This is a genomic window from Deltaproteobacteria bacterium (assembly GCA_021737785.1).
Taxonomy (GTDB): domain Bacteria; phylum Desulfobacterota; class DSM-4660; order Desulfatiglandales; family Desulfatiglandaceae; genus AUK324.
The window spans coordinates 57,933-73,279 of record JAIPDI010000024.1 but is presented as its reverse complement, the minus strand read 5'-3'; the positions used below and the strand labels follow the sequence as shown (position 1 = coordinate 73,279).

Sequence of the window (15,347 nt, the reverse complement as noted above, 5' to 3'; positions counted from 1 at the left end):
GGGGATGCAAGGTAAAGTGGGATCCCCCTTTGATTACCAGGGAATAAACTGATAGAGCTTTGCGAACATCTCATAGACCTCTATCCACTCCTTCAGGTGTTCCGGGGAATCCATGTGGGCCCTCTTATTGACCATTACCCAGCTCATATGGGCCGCGCCGTCCTTGCAGGTGGCGCAATCCCGTGTTTGAGACGTACAACATCGGTAAATTGTCTTGAGATCCGCTGCCCAGCGGATAAATCCGATGAGTCGGCGTACAGGGGGATCTCTCCGGTCCAGAGGCTCACTGACAGAAGGACATTGCAGCCACCCGAAGCGCCGATCCCCCATTGTTCCCGATGTAATGATTTTGTGATAATATTTTGAGGATATCACGGTATCGGGATAGGTATCCAGGAGTTCATCCATTTCAGAGCGTATATCCTCCAATTCCGCCTTTTTCCAGGAAAAGCCGTCCACCCCTTCATCATTTGAAAGGAGCTGCATATGGACCTTCAGTCCTGCATCCCGTATCTTTCGAATAATCCGTTGGCTTTTCCCGATCTGTTTGGGGGTCATGGTATAGAGATAATAGGCGTGAGGATCTCCCTCGTAGCTCTTGCGTGAGATGGAAAAGGTGTCTTTTCCCCTCAGAAGCCTCTCGTCCGCTTCATCCCCCCACAGGGAGATCCCGACCATCATATGTGGGAATCTGTCTCTCGGGACCTTAATGATCCCGTTGGTTGCGCAGAACGTGGGCAGTCGCCGGTAGAATGCCTCCACCCTGTCAAGGCACAGGGTCGGCTCCCCCCCGATCAGGATGGCCAGGTTGATGCCCCGTTCCTCTTCCTTGTCAACAAACCGCTTCCATTCGGCCAGGTCCGTTTCTTCAGACACGTTGTTCTCGCCGGAAGAAAAAAAGAAACACCCCTTGCACCTTAGATTGCATTGGTTGGTCACATCATAGATGGAACTGCGGATGTTCAACTTGGAGATGGATTTATATCTCTCGTACCATTCCTTATCTAATAACGAACTAATGGTTTTCATCGCTATTCGTCCGTATCACTTCCAATGCGGATACCGCAACCGAAATGTCTCACGCAAAGCCACGAAACCGCAAAGGGGTTTCATTTTTGGTTGTTCACCTGGATTGTCTTCCTTTTTTCATGAGACCAGGCAATAAGAGCGTCAACAGCTCTTTCCTACCCAACAGATCCAGGCCGTTTTGCATCAATCGTCGACAAGCCCATGCCCTGGCGGCGCAACCATATGATCGCACAGATTTTCGCCCTTTTCATACCCCATGACCCATACGGCGAGGTATGTGTCCACGTAATCGAGCCACGACCTGAATGTGTCGGGATCGGATGCATGGCGGAACAACCTGGCCGTCACCACCGCACTCCCTGCGGCGTAATGCCGGCAATCCGTGCAGTCGGTATCGGGCACGCAACAGGCAGCTGTTCTATCCCAGGTAAGATCCGCGCGGTACTGCCGAAAAGAGCGCCCCAGTCCGATGGCAGTGGAACTGTTCATCCTTGGATAGGAACAGGAGTAAAGGTCATGGAGCCCACGGATATGGGTATGGGCAACCGCACTGTAAGGGGAAAACAGGAGGTTCTCCGGGTATTCCGAAATAAGGGCCAACATCGTCTGCCGGGCATGGGCAAGGGATTGCGGCGTGTGACGAAGGGGGCCGGTATATCCGACGGGCGATGAAAACATATTCAGGGTAACCTTACATCCATGCCGGGCAAGGACCTCCATGACCCCGTGGATCTGATCGATATTCTCCCTGGTAAAGGTGTATACGAATACGGCCCGGGGATCATCCTGATAGTTGTCGATCTGTCTGACCAGCATGTCTTTGGCCTTCCTGATACTCAGGCTTGTCTCATCGTCGCCCCAGACAGAGATATGAATTTTGTAATCGATGGATCGAGGAATAGGCCGTAACCCGTTGGATGCGATGGCGCCGAGGGGCATCTCTTCGAAGCAGACCTGACACAGGTCAGGGACCAGAGAGGGTTCAGCACCGGCCAGAACCACATAGGTGATGCCCCTCGCCTTTTCGCCCTTCATGAGGTCCCGCCAATCCTCCGGAGCCTTGTTTTCATGGGCAAACTGTTTGCTCCCCTCGAAATAGTAGCAGCCGTCACACCGAATATTGCAGCGGTTGGTCATGTCGTAGGTGGATTCCCTCAGAAAAAAATACCTGCGGACCTTCTCCCACCTGGCCCCAACAGCAGGATCCCCAATGAGGTCGGAGAATCTCCATGTCTTTTTCTGTGCGTCTTTCAAGTGATGCGCCTTTGCCTTCATTCGTAATTCCCGGTCACATACCACTCAAAAACGGGTCATCCTTCCTCTTTTCCATCGTCCATTTTTTCCCGGATATATTCCGCTATTCGCCGGATGTTGTTTAATTTCGGATAATCGTCTTCGTCGATGACAATGCCATATTCATCGCGAAGCACCAGGGCGACGGTCGCCAGATCCATGCTGTCGATGCCGACTTCATCAATCAGGTCAATTTCAGGATCGAAAGTCTCGGGGGTGACGTCTTCCAATTTGAGTTCATCGATCATAATCTCTGCGATACGGATAGTCAGTTTGGAAATTTCATATGGGTTGGCCATTATTTACCTCCTTGGTCGGGTGATCCTGCCATGAACCTATAAACAGAATCAGGGTGAACGCCCTGAGCTCAAAACTATGACCCCTCAGCGATCAGAAGGCCGCTGCAGGCCAACTGATCCTTTACCATCATGCGGAATGAATAGGAGGCGGGGCCCTGTGCCCGACATCTGATGATGAGGGTTATGGGATCTTGGGGCCGTATCATCTGCTTGAATCTCAGCTTTTTTATTTCAGAAATCCTGCAATCCTTATGCCCGGACTCTTGAATTGTATCCACCACCATTCCAAGCTGCGCAATGCCGGGGAGGATCGGATTTTCCGGAAAATGACCCGAGAACCATGGGGAATCCGCATCCACCTCCAATTCGGCCATAATCTGACCGGGATCCGGACGGCTGATCCGGATTACCGAATACCATTTCACCATAGTTTTCAATTTTCCAACCGGGCAAGGCCCCTAAGTCCGAATCAGATGCTCCCAGAGGGGTCCATGACGTCCCCTGGCATACATCCTGGGGATGATTCGGGCGGTCAGGTCTTCCCCCGAGCCCGTCACCCAGTTCATCCTTCCGGCGGCATGGTCCCTGACCCGCAGAAGGATTTCTTCAGTGGTGATCGCCGTAGACTGATAAAAGATCGGCGCCAACAGACTCCGGGAAGCGGATATCTGCCCGGACGCGACCGCCATCTCATGCAGGGCGGTCTTCGGATAGATGCGCATTCCGCAGAAGAAGAAGAAGACCGCACCTTCGAGTCTATCGGCACTCGAAAGGGTTCTGCTGATGGAATGAATATCTTCTCCGGGTCCGCCCAAGAGGAAATAGTGGGCCACATGTAAACCGGCGTCTATTGCAGCGCAGTGTGAACAAAAGACGTGGTCGGCGCTAAAGGGTTTCCGGTAGGCGTGGAGTACCTCATCCGACAATGACTCCGTACCGAATTCCACATGGGTGAGGCCTGCATCCGCCAGGGACCGGTAATAGTCTTTCGGTGGACGCGTGGGAGCGAAAAATGCGCCCCAGGGGATGGAGACCCCTGCCTTCATAAAGGCATGGGCCACCGCCATGCTGTGATCATAATCCGCGTTGAATGCCGAGTCAGTGATGAAGAAATACCTGGCGCCCGTCTTCTCAATCCACAAGGCCGTGTCCGCCACCTCTTCCGGAGGGATAAGCCTCAACGCGTTTCCCTCGATATGGGGATATGTACAATAGATACACTTGAAATTGCAACCTCTCTTTGTCTGAAGGTTGAGCATGCCCCCGTTTTTCAAATAGAAGGGAATATGGGCGCCCTCTTTTTGAAGCCCCCTTGATAAGGGACCGTCCCACGGAGGTGGCAGGGTCCCGTTCCAACCCCGCGTGATCACTCCCGGAATCCCGGAGGTATCCTTATGCGCCCCGATCGCCCTGAGAAGGGGGGCCAGCCTTTCTCCCTCTCCCACAATTCCATAATCGGCCTTAAGGCCTTCCATGATTTCGCTGGGGAAGAGCGTGAATCCGCTTCCCCCCAGGATCAGAAGCGCATCGGAATGTTTTCTGACGGTTTCGGCCAATTCGCGGTATTCGGTGAGATAATCCTTTGGCGCGGTGATATCGCAATTGTCGATATTTCGCAGTGAAAGCCCAACCACATCCGGTGAAAACCCTTGAAGCATCCCGGCCAGGGAATCGCTGTTTCCCATCTCGTTCATATCCGCAATCCTGACCCGGTGCTCCATGGATATGGCGTCGGCCACATAGTCAAGACCGAGGGGATATACCGGATAGGGTGTTTTCAGTCTGTTCGCTGAAACCAGTAGTACCTTCACCGCACCCCCTAATGAATCACCTCGATTGCCGTCACAAAATCTCCAAGACCGACCAAGAGGATCCCTTTGTCTTTCAGGTCAATGGCTTTTCCCCCATGGAGTCCGCCGGGCAATTCCCCTTGATCCACGCATTGCAGGGCAAGAACCGCGGCGACTGCCGAGGCGGAAGCAAATTCCCCTGTAACCCTTCGATAATCAATCACCGGTCCCTCGAACCCGGACATCGACAGGAACTCCCTAAGCTGCGCTTCCCCCGTTTTCCGACAGGCAGCAGGGATGCCCGCGAAAACAGCCCCATACTTCTTTCGAACCCCTTCCCGGCCCGCCAGACCGACCATCAGCGATGAGATGACAGAAGGGTTGTTCTTGGAGGTTTCATAGAACATGGCGGCTGTTTTCAGGCCTCCGTCGGATTCCGATCGCTTGAGACACATGGCTCCGCCTCCCTCTGAAGGCGTTGCATCGCTCCTGGTAGATCTGTCAAACAGGCGCGAGAGGGTGTCATGGAACTCATCGCTCCCGACCACGAGCAGTGTGTCGTCACTATCTTCCGCCATCAGGCCGGCCAGCATCAGGGCCTGTTCAAATGAGTAGTCTCCACCCGTGGCGGTGATGTTGGGCCCCATGGACCCGAATCGGATGGCCGCCTGGCCGGCCGGTGCATTATGAACCGAACCGATAAAGTCGATGGGACTTGGAAATTGTTCTCCGGATTCAAACAATTTGGTCAAAAAATCGTATGTTTCCGAAAGCGCTCCCCAGCCGGTGCCGAAAAAGATCGAACCCGGTGCATCCGCCTGTCGCGAGTCGGCGTGGGCCGCTGATGCCAAAGATAACACCAGCCTGGGCAGCCGCCTGAGCCGTCTCACGTCCCTTGGGGAAAATCCCTGGGATAACACCGGGTCAGGAACCCTCCCTCTACAGCTTTTTCCCCCGGATACTGCCCTCAGCGACATCCCGGTGTCCCCGGCCCCGGTAAGGCACGCGCTTCCCAGCACAAGCAGATGAGACGCCGCTTTCACGGGCATGGGCCGAGGAGGGTGTCCCCTGCGGGGGGACCCAATGACAACCGAGGCGTTATTTCCCCCGAATCCAAATGAGTTCGAGAGGACGGTGTGAATATGCGCCGTCTTCGAGGGCGTCATCAGGGGGGCCAGCGTCAATTCGGGGTCGGGGAGATGGCAACCCACATTTGCCGGGACCAGGCCCTCGGAGACGGCCAGCGCAGACACAACGGCCTCCATGGCGCCTGCGGCCCCCAGGGAGTGTCCAAAGGCCCCTTTTACGGAAGACATGAGGGGTTTCTTGTCGGGGAAAAGGGTATTCAAGGCCCTTGCTTCGGAACGGTCGTTATCGACTGTGCCTGTCCCGTGCAGGTTGATGTAATCGATTTCTTCGAGGGAGATATGCGCATCGCGCACTGCCGCCTGCATCGCCTGAATGGCCCCCGCCCCGTCAGGATGGGACGCCGAAGGGTGATAGGCGTCACAAGAGAGTCCCGCCCCCAGGATCTCAGCGATCGCATTGTCAGGAACACTTTCGGAGGCAGTGAGGACCAGGACGGCCGCCCCTTCCGCAACCGACATCCCCTCCCTATCTTTATCAAAGGGCCGGGCCCCTTGAGGGTCGATCAATTGAAGTGCCCTGAACCCATGGTATGTGAGGCGGCTGAGGGAATCGGCGCCTCCGGCCAGAACCGTCCCGGCCCTCCCGGCCCTCAGCATGTCCAGGGCGATCTTAATGGCCACTGCACCCGATGAACAGGCGGTCGATAGGGTAATGACAGGGCCATGACACCCCAATTCATGGGCAATATACTCTGATACAGAGCTTGGCGAATGGTATTTGAAGGCATCAGGATCGCCATCCCCTGTCTGCAGATATTGTTCCGTGGTCAGCATCCCCCCGGTGGTGACGCCCATGACCACGGCGTCGGGGATGTCTTTGCAGCCTGCCATGGCCTCCCTTGCAGCGGTCAGGGCAAGCTGGTGGGTGCGGGGGACGCCGCCCGATTCAAGAAACTCGCCGACCTCTCCGACAGGTAGCCGGTTATTCCGGGAGACGGGAAAGAGGCTCAACGGCCGTATTCTCGTCTCTCCGCTTCTGATGACCCCCCTTGCCTTGGATACGCCGCATCCTGCCGAAGTGACCAGGCCCATCCCTGTGATGTAAACCCGTTCTCCCGTCAATTTCCTACGCTTCTTGAATTTTCATAAATAAACCGGGCCAATGATGTCAAACTTACGAAAACCTTTTCGCCAAGTTCTTTGTTGTCAATCTTGATGCCATAGTCTTTGTCAATCATCATCACCAGTTCCAGGACGTCTATGGAATCTATTCCCAATTCGCCGCCTACCAGCGGATGATCCTCAACAATATCATCAGGAGTGATATCTTCGAAGTTAAGGGTATGGATGATCTTAATTTTAAGCTCTTTTATCAATATGTTAACAGGGTCTTCCATTTGCAACTCTTTCTGTGAGCCCATCTGAAGGCATTGATAGATTGTCTCTTTACAGGACTGCTCAAGTAACGTAAAAGAAAAGGTAAGCTATCATTTTTATCGTTTTCAGGTCAATCCAATTCTCAAACGAAAAATGCAGCCGGGGGTGTCCAAAGTCAAAGGCAATGCTGAAGATCACCAGATCGGGCGCAGGGAACCCTGCAATGGAGGGGGAACGGGTGCATGTCCAATAAGGGGAAACCGACGGGCGTCAGCATCGAGGAACTCATTCCCCATCGGGGCCGAATGAAACTCATTGACGACATCGTCCGGGTGGATGAAGAAACCGCGGTCACCGAATCCATCGTGAAACCGGAGTGGCCTTTTTTTGAAGGAGGTTCCGTGAGTTCACTCGTCCTGATCGAGCTCACTGCCCAAACCGCGGGCGTCTCCATAGGGTGGGAGGAATCGATCATCAAAGGAAAAGATATCGAGGGCCGTTTGGGATGGTTGGTCGGGGTCAAAGAGGCCCGGTTTCATTTGGGCAGGATCCCCGCAAACAGCAGGATTCGGGTCAGTGCCACAAGAGATTTTTGTTTTGAAAATTATTATGAAGTTGTTGGGACGGCGGAGATAGGTTCGCAGGTCATCGGAGAGATCAGATTGCAGATTGTCCATCCCGATTCAGATGAAGCGCCGTCATATTAACTTCGCTTCATGGCATAAGAAGTTCCCTGCAAAAGGTAAAAAAAGGCAAGACCCGTATCCCCTCCTTCTCATAATCACGAGTGCCGGTATGCACCTGGTAACAGTTGGGAATATTGACCCGTTCCTTAAAATAGAACAGGGCATGACTGATGTCCTTTTCGCCGGTCTTGCACTCCACCGCAAACAAGGGACGGCCCTCCTGTAACACAACAAAATCAACTTCCCGCTTGTCTGTGTCCCGGAGGAAACGGAGGTCCATCCCGTAACCCTGGGAATCTTCCATAAAGTGACAATATTTCAGGAGTTGGCAGGCCACGAGGTTTTCAAATCGCGCACTGGGGTCCGGCACCGCTGTCCAGTCCCAGAGATAGAGCTTTTGTTCTTTCTTGACCGCCCTTATCCTGGGAGCGCCATGGGGTGGAATACGAAAACAGTAATACATCCTCTCGAATACCCGAACCCACCTGTCCACGGTTTCATGGGCAACCTCCAGGACCTCCCGCAAGTTCTTGATGGACAGGGGAGAGCCGACCCGTCGCGGCAGTTCCTCTGCCAGCAACTCGAGGAGGCTCATCTCCTTCACCCTTTCCAGATCCCTGATGTCGTCGTAAATCACGCGGTGAGTCCTCTCTCGCTGCCACCTCCTCCAGAATTTCTCCTCTCCTCTGAATAGGGGTTCGGGGAACCCGCCAAACCTGAGCAGGAGTTCCAGATCCGTTGCTGAGGGGTTTGAGTTCAGCTCTGTCAGCGAAAAAGGATGAAGACGGTAATAATGATAGCGCCCATGGAGGGAATCTCCCCCTTTCCGGTAATGATCCAGTCTTGCGGAACCGGTAATGATAAAGGCCGTTTGCGTCTTTCGGGTGTCATAGAATCCTTTGACCAGATTTCGCCACCTGGCGTACTTGTGGATTTCATCCAGAATGATGAGAGGCTGGTTTGCCGGAAGTTCACCCTTCATTAGGGAGGATCGGACCTGCACGTCGTCCCAGTTCAGATACGCGGCGTGCCGGATGTCCGGCGGCGACAGAAAGCCCAGTGCAAAGACGGTCTTTCCGACCTGTCTCGGCCCCCCGATAAAGACCATACGACTTTTCAGGTCGTCTTCGACAGGCTCTTTCAGATAACGCTGATGGATTTCATTCATGGCAAAAGCTCATAAAAAAAGGGATGTGCAAACCGGGCCAATGAAACGGGGTGCGGAGAACCAGGAGTCCAGCCAAGACCCCATAGGCCCCTCTATCCAATTTTCTCTGCAAAATAGATATAACACGATTTTACTCATGAGTAAAATAGATTTGGCCCGAATTTGCCCTGAAAATGGGTTGAAACTCTAAAACCAGTTATGGGGAACGTATACCCTTGCGGATCAAACACATACCTTGGCCTAACCCCAGTCTCACAAAACCGGTTTTAATCCAGTCAAGCCTGATCAAAAACGGCTTTTTGCGGTTCTTATGCGGTCTCAATGCGGACAGTCTGGGGTAGCAGATAGGGAAACGCTGCCATCTTCGAGATTGACCAAAATCCGTGACCATCCTGATAACCCCGGATCTCCGTTTAACCGTTGACATTTCATCCAAGGGAAAGTATGTATACTTGGCTTTCGATACTACTGGTGAAATCCCCCTTTCGATGTTTTTCAAATATCAGCCGGGCTCCTGAACGAAAGCCCGGGTCTGTTCAAAACCTGGGTGTAGGTCATAGTGGTGAAAACATCTGCATGGCCCAGCACTTCGATATCTTTCCATCCCATGAGGTCTTTATGCTGGCCAATATCCCCGTCCAAGACATCGCAAAGGAACGCAACATCACCCGAAAACAGGTCTATGCCAAATACACGGCTCACACGATGACTCAGAATCCCTGACAAAGGCAGCGGGGCTTTCTCTTGCTAACCCAGTTTCTCGTTCAATCCTTATATCGGAATTCCAGGTTTATAGGGATCATGTTGACTTTAAATGGACAATTCTGCAAACTGAGTCCCGAAAAGGAATAGCAGAAAGGTGAGAAAGCACCCTGGTAGTAGGGGTTGCCGGCGGAAAAAAGGATGATTTCATGTGGCAGAATATTGAAGAGCTGGAGTCTCACGCAATGGGCCTCAGTCTTTAGGGGTGAGCACGCCTTGCGAAAAAACCCCTGTTGAGTCTTGATGCACCATCTAAGGAAGAATCGGATAGAAGGCTGAAATGTTATAAGGCTCACCCCGGCGATTTTTTGTCTCTTGAAGAACTTCAAGAGAGGATACAACGCAGGGAGGGTTAAATTCTGAAATGTGAGTCAGCCGCCAAAGTCAGCAGGGGAGACCATGGATGATTCGTTATTGCTGCCCCTATCTTAAGAGTGATGTGGAGTTAACAGAAGAACGAGCAAAGCATATTGCCGAGCGGCATCCTGATCTCCTGCCCGAGCACCAAGACCTCATCGCAGAGGCCCTGAAGTCCCCTGACCAGATTCGAAAAAGTGCTCGATTCGGAAATGCGAGGCTTTTCTCTCGCCACTATACTGACCTTCGGCAAGGTAAGCATGTTGTCGTGGTCGTGGTCAGCGGCTTGGGGCCGAATGAGCGACACTGGATCATTACCGCCTACATGGCAAGAAAGCTGGCAGAAGGAGAGATCGAATGGAAAAGGGATTGATGTTCCGGTACGACCGAGAGGCAGACATCCTCTATATTGACAAGCGTCCGCCCTATGCGGAGCAAGAAACAGAGGAGTTGGGGGATGAGGTCATCGCCCGGATCAATCCGGACACGGATGAAATCGAGAACCTTGAGGTGCTTTTTTTCTCGACGAGACTTCTCCGCCGTGACATGTTCGAGGTCCCCGTTTCAGCCAATCTGCGTGTTGTCCGGACGCGCGCTTCGTAGTCTGTAATTGGCCTAATAGCCAGCGAAAACCCTCCTTTCCGAAGGGAGCAGGTGGATGATTTGGGGTCCTCGCTGCGAGGTCAAGACGGAAAGCCTCTCTCACAGACAAGGATGCACTTAGCCCCATTCGAGTCAATCAGCGTTCACTCGTGATTCAGAGTATTTTCATGTAAAAGATGGGACAGGTCTTAACATCCTGACATTTCCATCGCAGGCTGGGCACCAAAAAACAGGAGGATCTTCGGTTTGAGTGGGAACTGCGACAACAGAGTGGCGATCGTTACCGGGGGGAGCAGGGGTATTGGACGGGCAATATGCCTTGAACTGGCCAGGGACGGATACTTTATCGTCATCAACTACCGATCGGACGAGGAGGGAGCGGCTGAAACGCTCCGGCTGGTGAAAGAGGCCGATTCGCACGGGGAAACCCTGCCATTTGATGTGTCCGATCCTGTGCAGACCAAAGAGGCGCTTGATCGTGTGATCGCCAGATTTGACAGGATCGAGGTACTGGTGAACAATGCGGGTATCACGGCCGACGGGTTGTTCGTTTTGATGTCCCAAGACGAGTGGGACAGGGTCATCGATACCAGCCTGAAGGGGTTTTATAATGTCACCCGGCCGGTACTGGAGAAGATGATCACCAATAAACAGGGCGCTGTGGTCTCCATTGCATCCGTCTCCGGTCTGATCGGGCACCGGGGTCAGGCCAATTATTCCGCTGCCAAGGCCGGTCTCATGGGGGCCAGCCGGAGCGTTGCGTCGGAGGTGGCCCGGCTGGGGGTCCGCGTCAATGTGGTGGCGCCGGGATTGATCCAGACGGATATGATACAGGATGTGCCGAGGAACATCATCAAGGAGATGGTCCCCATGGCCCGTGTGGGCCGGCCCGAGGAAGTGGCGAAGGTGGTGCGGTTCCTCTGCTCGGAAGACGCATCTTATATCACCGGCCAGGTGATTTCCGTTAACGGAGGGATGGCTTAGCATCTTTGGTTGAGGCTTCTGCACAATTTGCAGGGAAGTTCTGGGGAACCGCCAAGACGCCAAGGACGCTAAGAAGTTTTAATTGCGCGTTATTCGTCCAGAACCTTTAAACAAGAAATTTCGTGGCTTAGCGGCTTTGTGTGACACTTTTTGGTTGCGGCAGTCAGGTCTTTGGGTCGTGACAGAGGTGGAATCGGAATGATGAAGAGGGGCGTGTGCCGTTTTTTTTCGGTTATTCTGGTGCTGGTGACAGCCGGCATATGTCTGGGATGGGCCGACACCTGGGAAGGGATCCGGGGGGCGACCGGGACGATCCGGACGATCAGGGCGGATTTTGTGCAGGAGAAACATCTGAGTATCCTTTCGAGACCATTCATCTCCAAGGGGGTTTTTTACTATCAGGCGCCGGATTCCCTCCGGTGGGAATACACCTCTCCCGTGAGGAGCATCTTGCTGATGCACAAGGGGAGAATGAGGGGTTACACGGAAACCGGCGGCGGCCTCATGGAAGACTCGCGAATGGATCCCAAAGGGATGCAGATCATACTTCAGGAGATTGCCCTCTGGCTTGGGGGCCGTTTTTCCGATGACCCGGCCTTTGACGCCGTCCTGAAGGACGGACGCAGGATCGTTTTGACGCCTAAGGAAAAAGGCTTCTCCAAGATGATCCAACATATTGATCTGAATCTTTCCGAAACCCCCGGAATCATCGAATCGGTTGAAATTTACGAAGATTCGGATTCCTTTACCCGGCTTGAGTTCCTCAATACCGACATAAACAAGGAGATAGAAGAGGCCCTTTTCAAGGACATTTCATGAGACCTGTTTACCTCCTCCTGATGATCCTTTTTTCAGCGATTTCCTGCGCCGGACTGCCCGGACCTGTGCCTATTGAGCGGCCGCTGAGCCTTGATGTGGACGACAATCGTTGCAAGATCCCTTTTCCTGACAGGGCGGGGCAGTTTGTTCATTCGATTCGGGCTGCAATGCCGGGGGGACACGAGGCGGTCATGATCGGCGTAACGGCCCTGTCCCCTGAAACCGGCACCATAGAGTGTGTGATGATGACGATCGAAGGGCTCGTCCTCTTTGATGCCCGATATGACGGCCGGATGACTATCCATCGCGCCATGCCGCCTTTTGACGCCATGGATTTTGCCAGGGGCCTCATAGAGGACATTCAGCTGATATTTTTTCCACCGGATGGGCCGCTCATCGCATCGGGTATCGCCGATGACGGTGCATTTGTCTGCCGATACAGGACAGACAGGGACAGGACAATCGATATTGTCCTCCATGAAGATCATCTCTGGGAGATTCGCCAGTACGATTCGGATTCCAGGCTGATCCGTTCCCTCAAAACAGATCCGGGCCGCCGGGGGCCTGCCGAAAGGCAAGACCTCATACCGGCCAGACTGAAACTCACTGCCTTTGGGCCTTCTGAATATGCCTTGACCCTGGACCTTATAGAGGTTCGGGAGTTGGGGGAATAAGGCGTATAAATCTAAAGCGGATATCCGCAACCAATCCCGCCAGGCGGGACTCACACAAAGCCACCAAGCCACAAAGGGGTTTTATTTTAGGGCCTTAAAATGAATTATTTTTGTTTTTCTCTGTGTCTTTGTGTCTCCGTGTGAATCAATGAAATAGGCGTACCGAATTACAAAGAGATTTTCTTGTTTTTTGTGACAGAAAACTGGGCGATAAGATAATAAAGGGGATCAACCTTCTGAGAATAGAGTTCAAGGCGCAATATGCGGCTTCTTTTACAGCGCTATGGTGTTACGAAAGGGGCATGTCCATATGAAGTTCAAATTGATTTATCCGAAGTGGCCAAAACTCAATCGGCAGACGGAGTTTCACCTGCCGCCGCATGGTCCTGTGGTGTTTGCGGGCGCTCTCCCCGCCGATGTGGAAGTGGATTTTGTGGATGAAAATCTGGAGTCGATCGATTTTGATGACCCCGTCGACTTTGTGGGGATTTCCATGATGCTGACCGCTCAGGTAAAAAGGGGCTGGCAAATCGCGGACCGATACAGGAAGGAGGGCACCAAGGTGATTTTCGGAGGGATCTCTACGATGCTCCATGCTGAGGAGACCCTGGATCACGCCGACGCCGTCTTCCTGGGCGAAGCGGAAGGGCGGATGGAGAAGGTGTTTTCAGACTTTTCCCGCAACCGGTTGGAGAGGGTGTATGATTATATGGAAGACAGACCGCCCACCGGAATGATCAATACGGCCCGGCGGGATATACTGAAAAGAGATCTTTATAATTATCGGGGCATACAGATGGTGGATCTGGTGCACGCCTCAAGGGGATGTCGCTTCAATTGTTATCCCTGCGCCGTCAGCTATCTCGGCGGAAGACAGTTTCGACCGCGTCCCATAGACAAGGCCATAGAAGAGATGGCGGCCATCGACAATAACCGGTTGTTCATCGTAGACAATTCCCTGGCCCAGAACACGGAGTGGGAAATGGACCTGTTTCGGGAAATGATACCGCTGAAAAAGAAGTGGTGCAGCCATCCCATAGAGGATGATCCCAAGGTCCTGGACCTGGCAGCCCAGGCAGGCGCCTGGTACGTGTATCAGACAATTTTTGATACATCGGACTATATCCGGGAAAGAATCAGACGCTACAAAGACCATGGGATCGGCATTGAAGGAAGCATCCTTCTCGGGCTGGACAACCACACGGAAGACTTTATTAAGCGGCTGATAGATTTCCTCCTGGAGATCGACCTGGATATGGCGGAATTTACGGTGCTTGTGCCGTTTCCCCATACAAAGGCCTTTGAGGATCTCAGCAGCCAGAACAGGATTTTTTCCCATGACTGGGAGGATTACACCGCGGACAGGGTCGTATTTCATCCCAGGCACATGACGCCTGAAAGGCTTCAGGAGCTGTTCTATTTCGGTTGGGACAGGTTTTACAGGGATGAGTCGCAGGAATTCAGGATGTTTAAACTGCTCCGGAAGGTCACGGAAAAAGAAGCGGCCGACCAGACCTACCAGCCGAGGAGAAGAGATCTTGTCTCCCGTGCCTTCGGCAGAGAAGCGAGGAATTGAGGAATTGAGGAATTGAGGAATTGAGGAATTGAGGAATTGAGGGATTGAGGGATTGAGGGATTGAGATTCGGCTATGCGGATTCAGCTGTTCAGGCTGTTATTCAAGAGGGACCATGCCTCCTCCTTCATTTCTGAGGTGGAAAATCCTCCTGCCCGATCGTCGGGTTCAATGGTTCCCACCAGGCGAACGTCGATGGTGTTTTTTACACATGTATTGAAAAGAAACCGGTCCGGGGGAAAAAGTCTCTGCGTGTTCCGGATCGACACCACCTGAATGGGGGCATTGCATCGCTTGGCGATCTTAAATGCCCCTTCATTAAAACGGCCGAGTGTGCCGTCACGGCTCCGGGTCCCCTCCGGAAAAATGAAAAAATTTCCCCCTGACGATAGATAGCCCTGCAGGTCGTTCATCTGTTTCATCATCAAAGGGGCCATGACCCCGGCGGCGGCGGCGGGGAGGTAGCCGGCGGTCTTCAGGACCCAGCCGAATATCGGCACTTTGAAAAAGATGTTTTTCACGACGGTTTTGTGCTTTTCAAATATGGAGATCAAGAGAATCGGATCAAGATAGGAGAGGTGGTTGCACACAATCACCGAAGCGCGGATGGTAAAGATCTCCTCCTGGATACTGAAGTTAAGGCCGGGCACCATAGATCGGACAAAGAAAAAGAAGCTTTTGTAATAAAGGTGGTTGACACGCTGGAAAGCGGTTTCGCGGTTTTTTGCAAACAGAAATGCGGCGAAATAGCACAATGAAAAAAAGACCAGGTAGCTGAAGATGAAATAACTCCAGAGAATCGCGGTGATGACGACATCTGCGACGGATTTCATATGGCTGAAAG

17 protein-coding genes are annotated in these 15,347 nt (G+C 53.0%); 8 read left to right on the top strand and 9 right to left on the bottom strand.

Translation table 11 applies throughout. The features are described 5' to 3' along the window. Positions 1–33 precede the first annotated feature (33 nt). The 7 genes from K9N21_13205 to K9N21_13175 form a co-directional block, all read right to left on the bottom strand. Positions 34–1,029 (bottom strand): radical SAM protein, encoded by a 996-nt coding sequence (locus tag K9N21_13205; protein ID MCF8144867.1) that lies wholly within the window; start codon positions 1,027–1,029, stop codon positions 34–36. Positions 1,030–1,212: 183 nt separating this feature from the next. Next, positions 1,213–2,304, bottom strand: a complete 1,092-nt coding sequence (locus K9N21_13200; GenBank protein MCF8144866.1) for a radical SAM protein — start codon at positions 2,302–2,304, stop codon at positions 1,213–1,215. 35 nt (positions 2,305–2,339) lie between these two features. After that, complete coding sequence (locus K9N21_13195; GenBank protein ID MCF8144865.1) at positions 2,340–2,621, bottom strand: phosphopantetheine-binding protein; 282 nt, start codon at positions 2,619–2,621, stop codon at positions 2,340–2,342. A 74-nt stretch (positions 2,622–2,695) separates the two neighbouring features. Continuing rightward, complete coding sequence (locus K9N21_13190) at positions 2,696–3,049, bottom strand: hypothetical protein (protein ID MCF8144864.1); 354 nt, start codon at positions 3,047–3,049, stop codon at positions 2,696–2,698. 30 nt (positions 3,050–3,079) lie between these two features. Next, on the bottom strand, positions 3,080–4,432 hold the full coding sequence (locus K9N21_13185; GenBank protein MCF8144863.1) for a radical SAM protein: 1,353 nt from the start codon (positions 4,430–4,432) through the stop codon (positions 3,080–3,082). An 8-nt stretch (positions 4,433–4,440) separates the two neighbouring features. Next, the gene (locus tag K9N21_13180; protein MCF8144862.1) at positions 4,441–6,621 is read right to left on the bottom strand and encodes a beta-ketoacyl-[acyl-carrier-protein] synthase family protein; all 2,181 of its coding nucleotides are present in this window, start codon (positions 6,619–6,621) and stop codon (positions 4,441–4,443) included. Then, positions 6,618–6,896 carry an acyl carrier protein gene (locus K9N21_13175; GenBank protein MCF8144861.1) on the bottom strand — a complete coding sequence of 93 codons (279 nt, stop codon included), beginning with the start codon at positions 6,894–6,896 and terminating at the stop codon, positions 6,618–6,620. Before K9N21_13175 ends, K9N21_13180 begins: the two co-directional genes overlap by 4 nt. 222 nt (positions 6,897–7,118) lie before the next feature. On the opposite strand from K9N21_13175, the gene K9N21_13170 reads away from it, so the two are divergent. Next, complete coding sequence (locus tag K9N21_13170; protein MCF8144860.1) at positions 7,119–7,583, top strand: hypothetical protein; 465 nt, start codon at positions 7,119–7,121, stop codon at positions 7,581–7,583. A gap of 7 nt (positions 7,584–7,590) precedes the next feature. Here the strand turns inward: K9N21_13170 and K9N21_13165 are convergent, their stop codons facing one another. Beyond that, complete coding sequence (locus K9N21_13165) at positions 7,591–8,730, bottom strand: AAA family ATPase (protein MCF8144859.1); 1,140 nt, start codon at positions 8,728–8,730, stop codon at positions 7,591–7,593. Between the two features lie 576 nt (positions 8,731–9,306). Between K9N21_13165 and K9N21_13160 the strand changes: the two genes are divergently transcribed. From K9N21_13160 to K9N21_13130, 7 genes are all read left to right on the top strand, one after another. Next, complete coding sequence (locus K9N21_13160; protein ID MCF8144858.1) at positions 9,307–9,453, top strand: hypothetical protein; 147 nt, start codon at positions 9,307–9,309, stop codon at positions 9,451–9,453. Positions 9,454–9,895: 442 nt separating this feature from the next. Continuing rightward, on the top strand, positions 9,896–10,222 hold the full coding sequence (locus K9N21_13155) for a hypothetical protein (protein ID MCF8144857.1): 327 nt from the start codon (positions 9,896–9,898) through the stop codon (positions 10,220–10,222). After that, positions 10,207–10,452, top strand: coding sequence for a DUF2283 domain-containing protein (locus K9N21_13150; protein MCF8144856.1), 246 nt, complete (start codon positions 10,207–10,209; stop codon positions 10,450–10,452). The genes K9N21_13155 and K9N21_13150 overlap by 16 nt, the downstream gene beginning before the upstream one ends. Before the next feature lie 246 nt (positions 10,453–10,698). After that, entirely contained in the window at positions 10,699–11,436 is a 738-nt protein-coding gene (gene fabG / locus K9N21_13145) for a 3-oxoacyl-ACP reductase FabG (protein ID MCF8144855.1), read from the top strand. Positions 11,437–11,634: 198 nt separating this feature from the next. Next, positions 11,635–12,255 carry an outer membrane lipoprotein carrier protein LolA gene (locus K9N21_13140; GenBank protein MCF8144854.1) on the top strand — a complete coding sequence of 207 codons (621 nt, stop codon included), beginning with the start codon at positions 11,635–11,637 and terminating at the stop codon, positions 12,253–12,255. Further along, positions 12,252–12,929 (top strand): DUF3261 domain-containing protein, encoded by a 678-nt coding sequence (locus K9N21_13135; protein MCF8144853.1) that lies wholly within the window; start codon positions 12,252–12,254, stop codon positions 12,927–12,929. The genes K9N21_13140 and K9N21_13135 overlap by 4 nt, the downstream gene beginning before the upstream one ends. A gap of 310 nt (positions 12,930–13,239) precedes the next feature. Further along, on the top strand, positions 13,240–14,505 hold the full coding sequence (locus tag K9N21_13130; GenBank protein ID MCF8144852.1) for a radical SAM protein: 1,266 nt from the start codon (positions 13,240–13,242) through the stop codon (positions 14,503–14,505). Between the two features lie 81 nt (positions 14,506–14,586). On the opposite strand, the gene K9N21_13125 is transcribed toward K9N21_13130, so the two are convergent. Continuing rightward, complete coding sequence (locus tag K9N21_13125) at positions 14,587–15,336, bottom strand: 1-acyl-sn-glycerol-3-phosphate acyltransferase (protein ID MCF8144851.1); 750 nt, start codon at positions 15,334–15,336, stop codon at positions 14,587–14,589. Positions 15,337–15,347: the final 11 nt, after the last annotated feature.

Coding starts and splice junctions, on each gene's coding strand:
- K9N21_13125 (MCF8144851.1), bottom strand. CDS start 15,336: ATGAAATCCGTCGCAGATGTCGTCATCACCGCGATTCTCTGGAGTTAT.
- K9N21_13165 (MCF8144859.1), bottom strand. CDS start 8,730: ATGAATGAAATCCATCAGCGTTATCTGAAAGAGCCTGTCGAAGACGAC.
- K9N21_13190 (MCF8144864.1), bottom strand. CDS start 3,049: ATGGTGAAATGGTATTCGGTAATCCGGATCAGCCGTCCGGATCCCGGT.
- K9N21_13160 (MCF8144858.1), top strand. CDS start 9,307: ATGGCCCAGCACTTCGATATCTTTCCATCCCATGAGGTCTTTATGCTG.
- K9N21_13130 (MCF8144852.1), top strand. CDS start 13,240: ATGAAGTTCAAATTGATTTATCCGAAGTGGCCAAAACTCAATCGGCAG.
- K9N21_13140 (MCF8144854.1), top strand. CDS start 11,635: ATGATGAAGAGGGGCGTGTGCCGTTTTTTTTCGGTTATTCTGGTGCTG.
- K9N21_13195 (MCF8144865.1), bottom strand. CDS start 2,621: ATGGCCAACCCATATGAAATTTCCAAACTGACTATCCGTATCGCAGAG.
- K9N21_13170 (MCF8144860.1), top strand. CDS start 7,119: ATGTCCAATAAGGGGAAACCGACGGGCGTCAGCATCGAGGAACTCATT.
- K9N21_13205 (MCF8144867.1), bottom strand. CDS start 1,029: ATGAAAACCATTAGTTCGTTATTAGATAAGGAATGGTACGAGAGATAT.
- K9N21_13135 (MCF8144853.1), top strand. CDS start 12,252: ATGAGACCTGTTTACCTCCTCCTGATGATCCTTTTTTCAGCGATTTCC.
- K9N21_13150 (MCF8144856.1), top strand. CDS start 10,207: ATGGAAAAGGGATTGATGTTCCGGTACGACCGAGAGGCAGACATCCTC.
- K9N21_13155 (MCF8144857.1), top strand. CDS start 9,896: ATGATTCGTTATTGCTGCCCCTATCTTAAGAGTGATGTGGAGTTAACA.
- K9N21_13175 (MCF8144861.1), bottom strand. CDS start 6,896: ATGGAAGACCCTGTTAACATATTGATAAAAGAGCTTAAAATTAAGATC.
- K9N21_13200 (MCF8144866.1), bottom strand. CDS start 2,304: ATGAAGGCAAAGGCGCATCACTTGAAAGACGCACAGAAAAAGACATGG.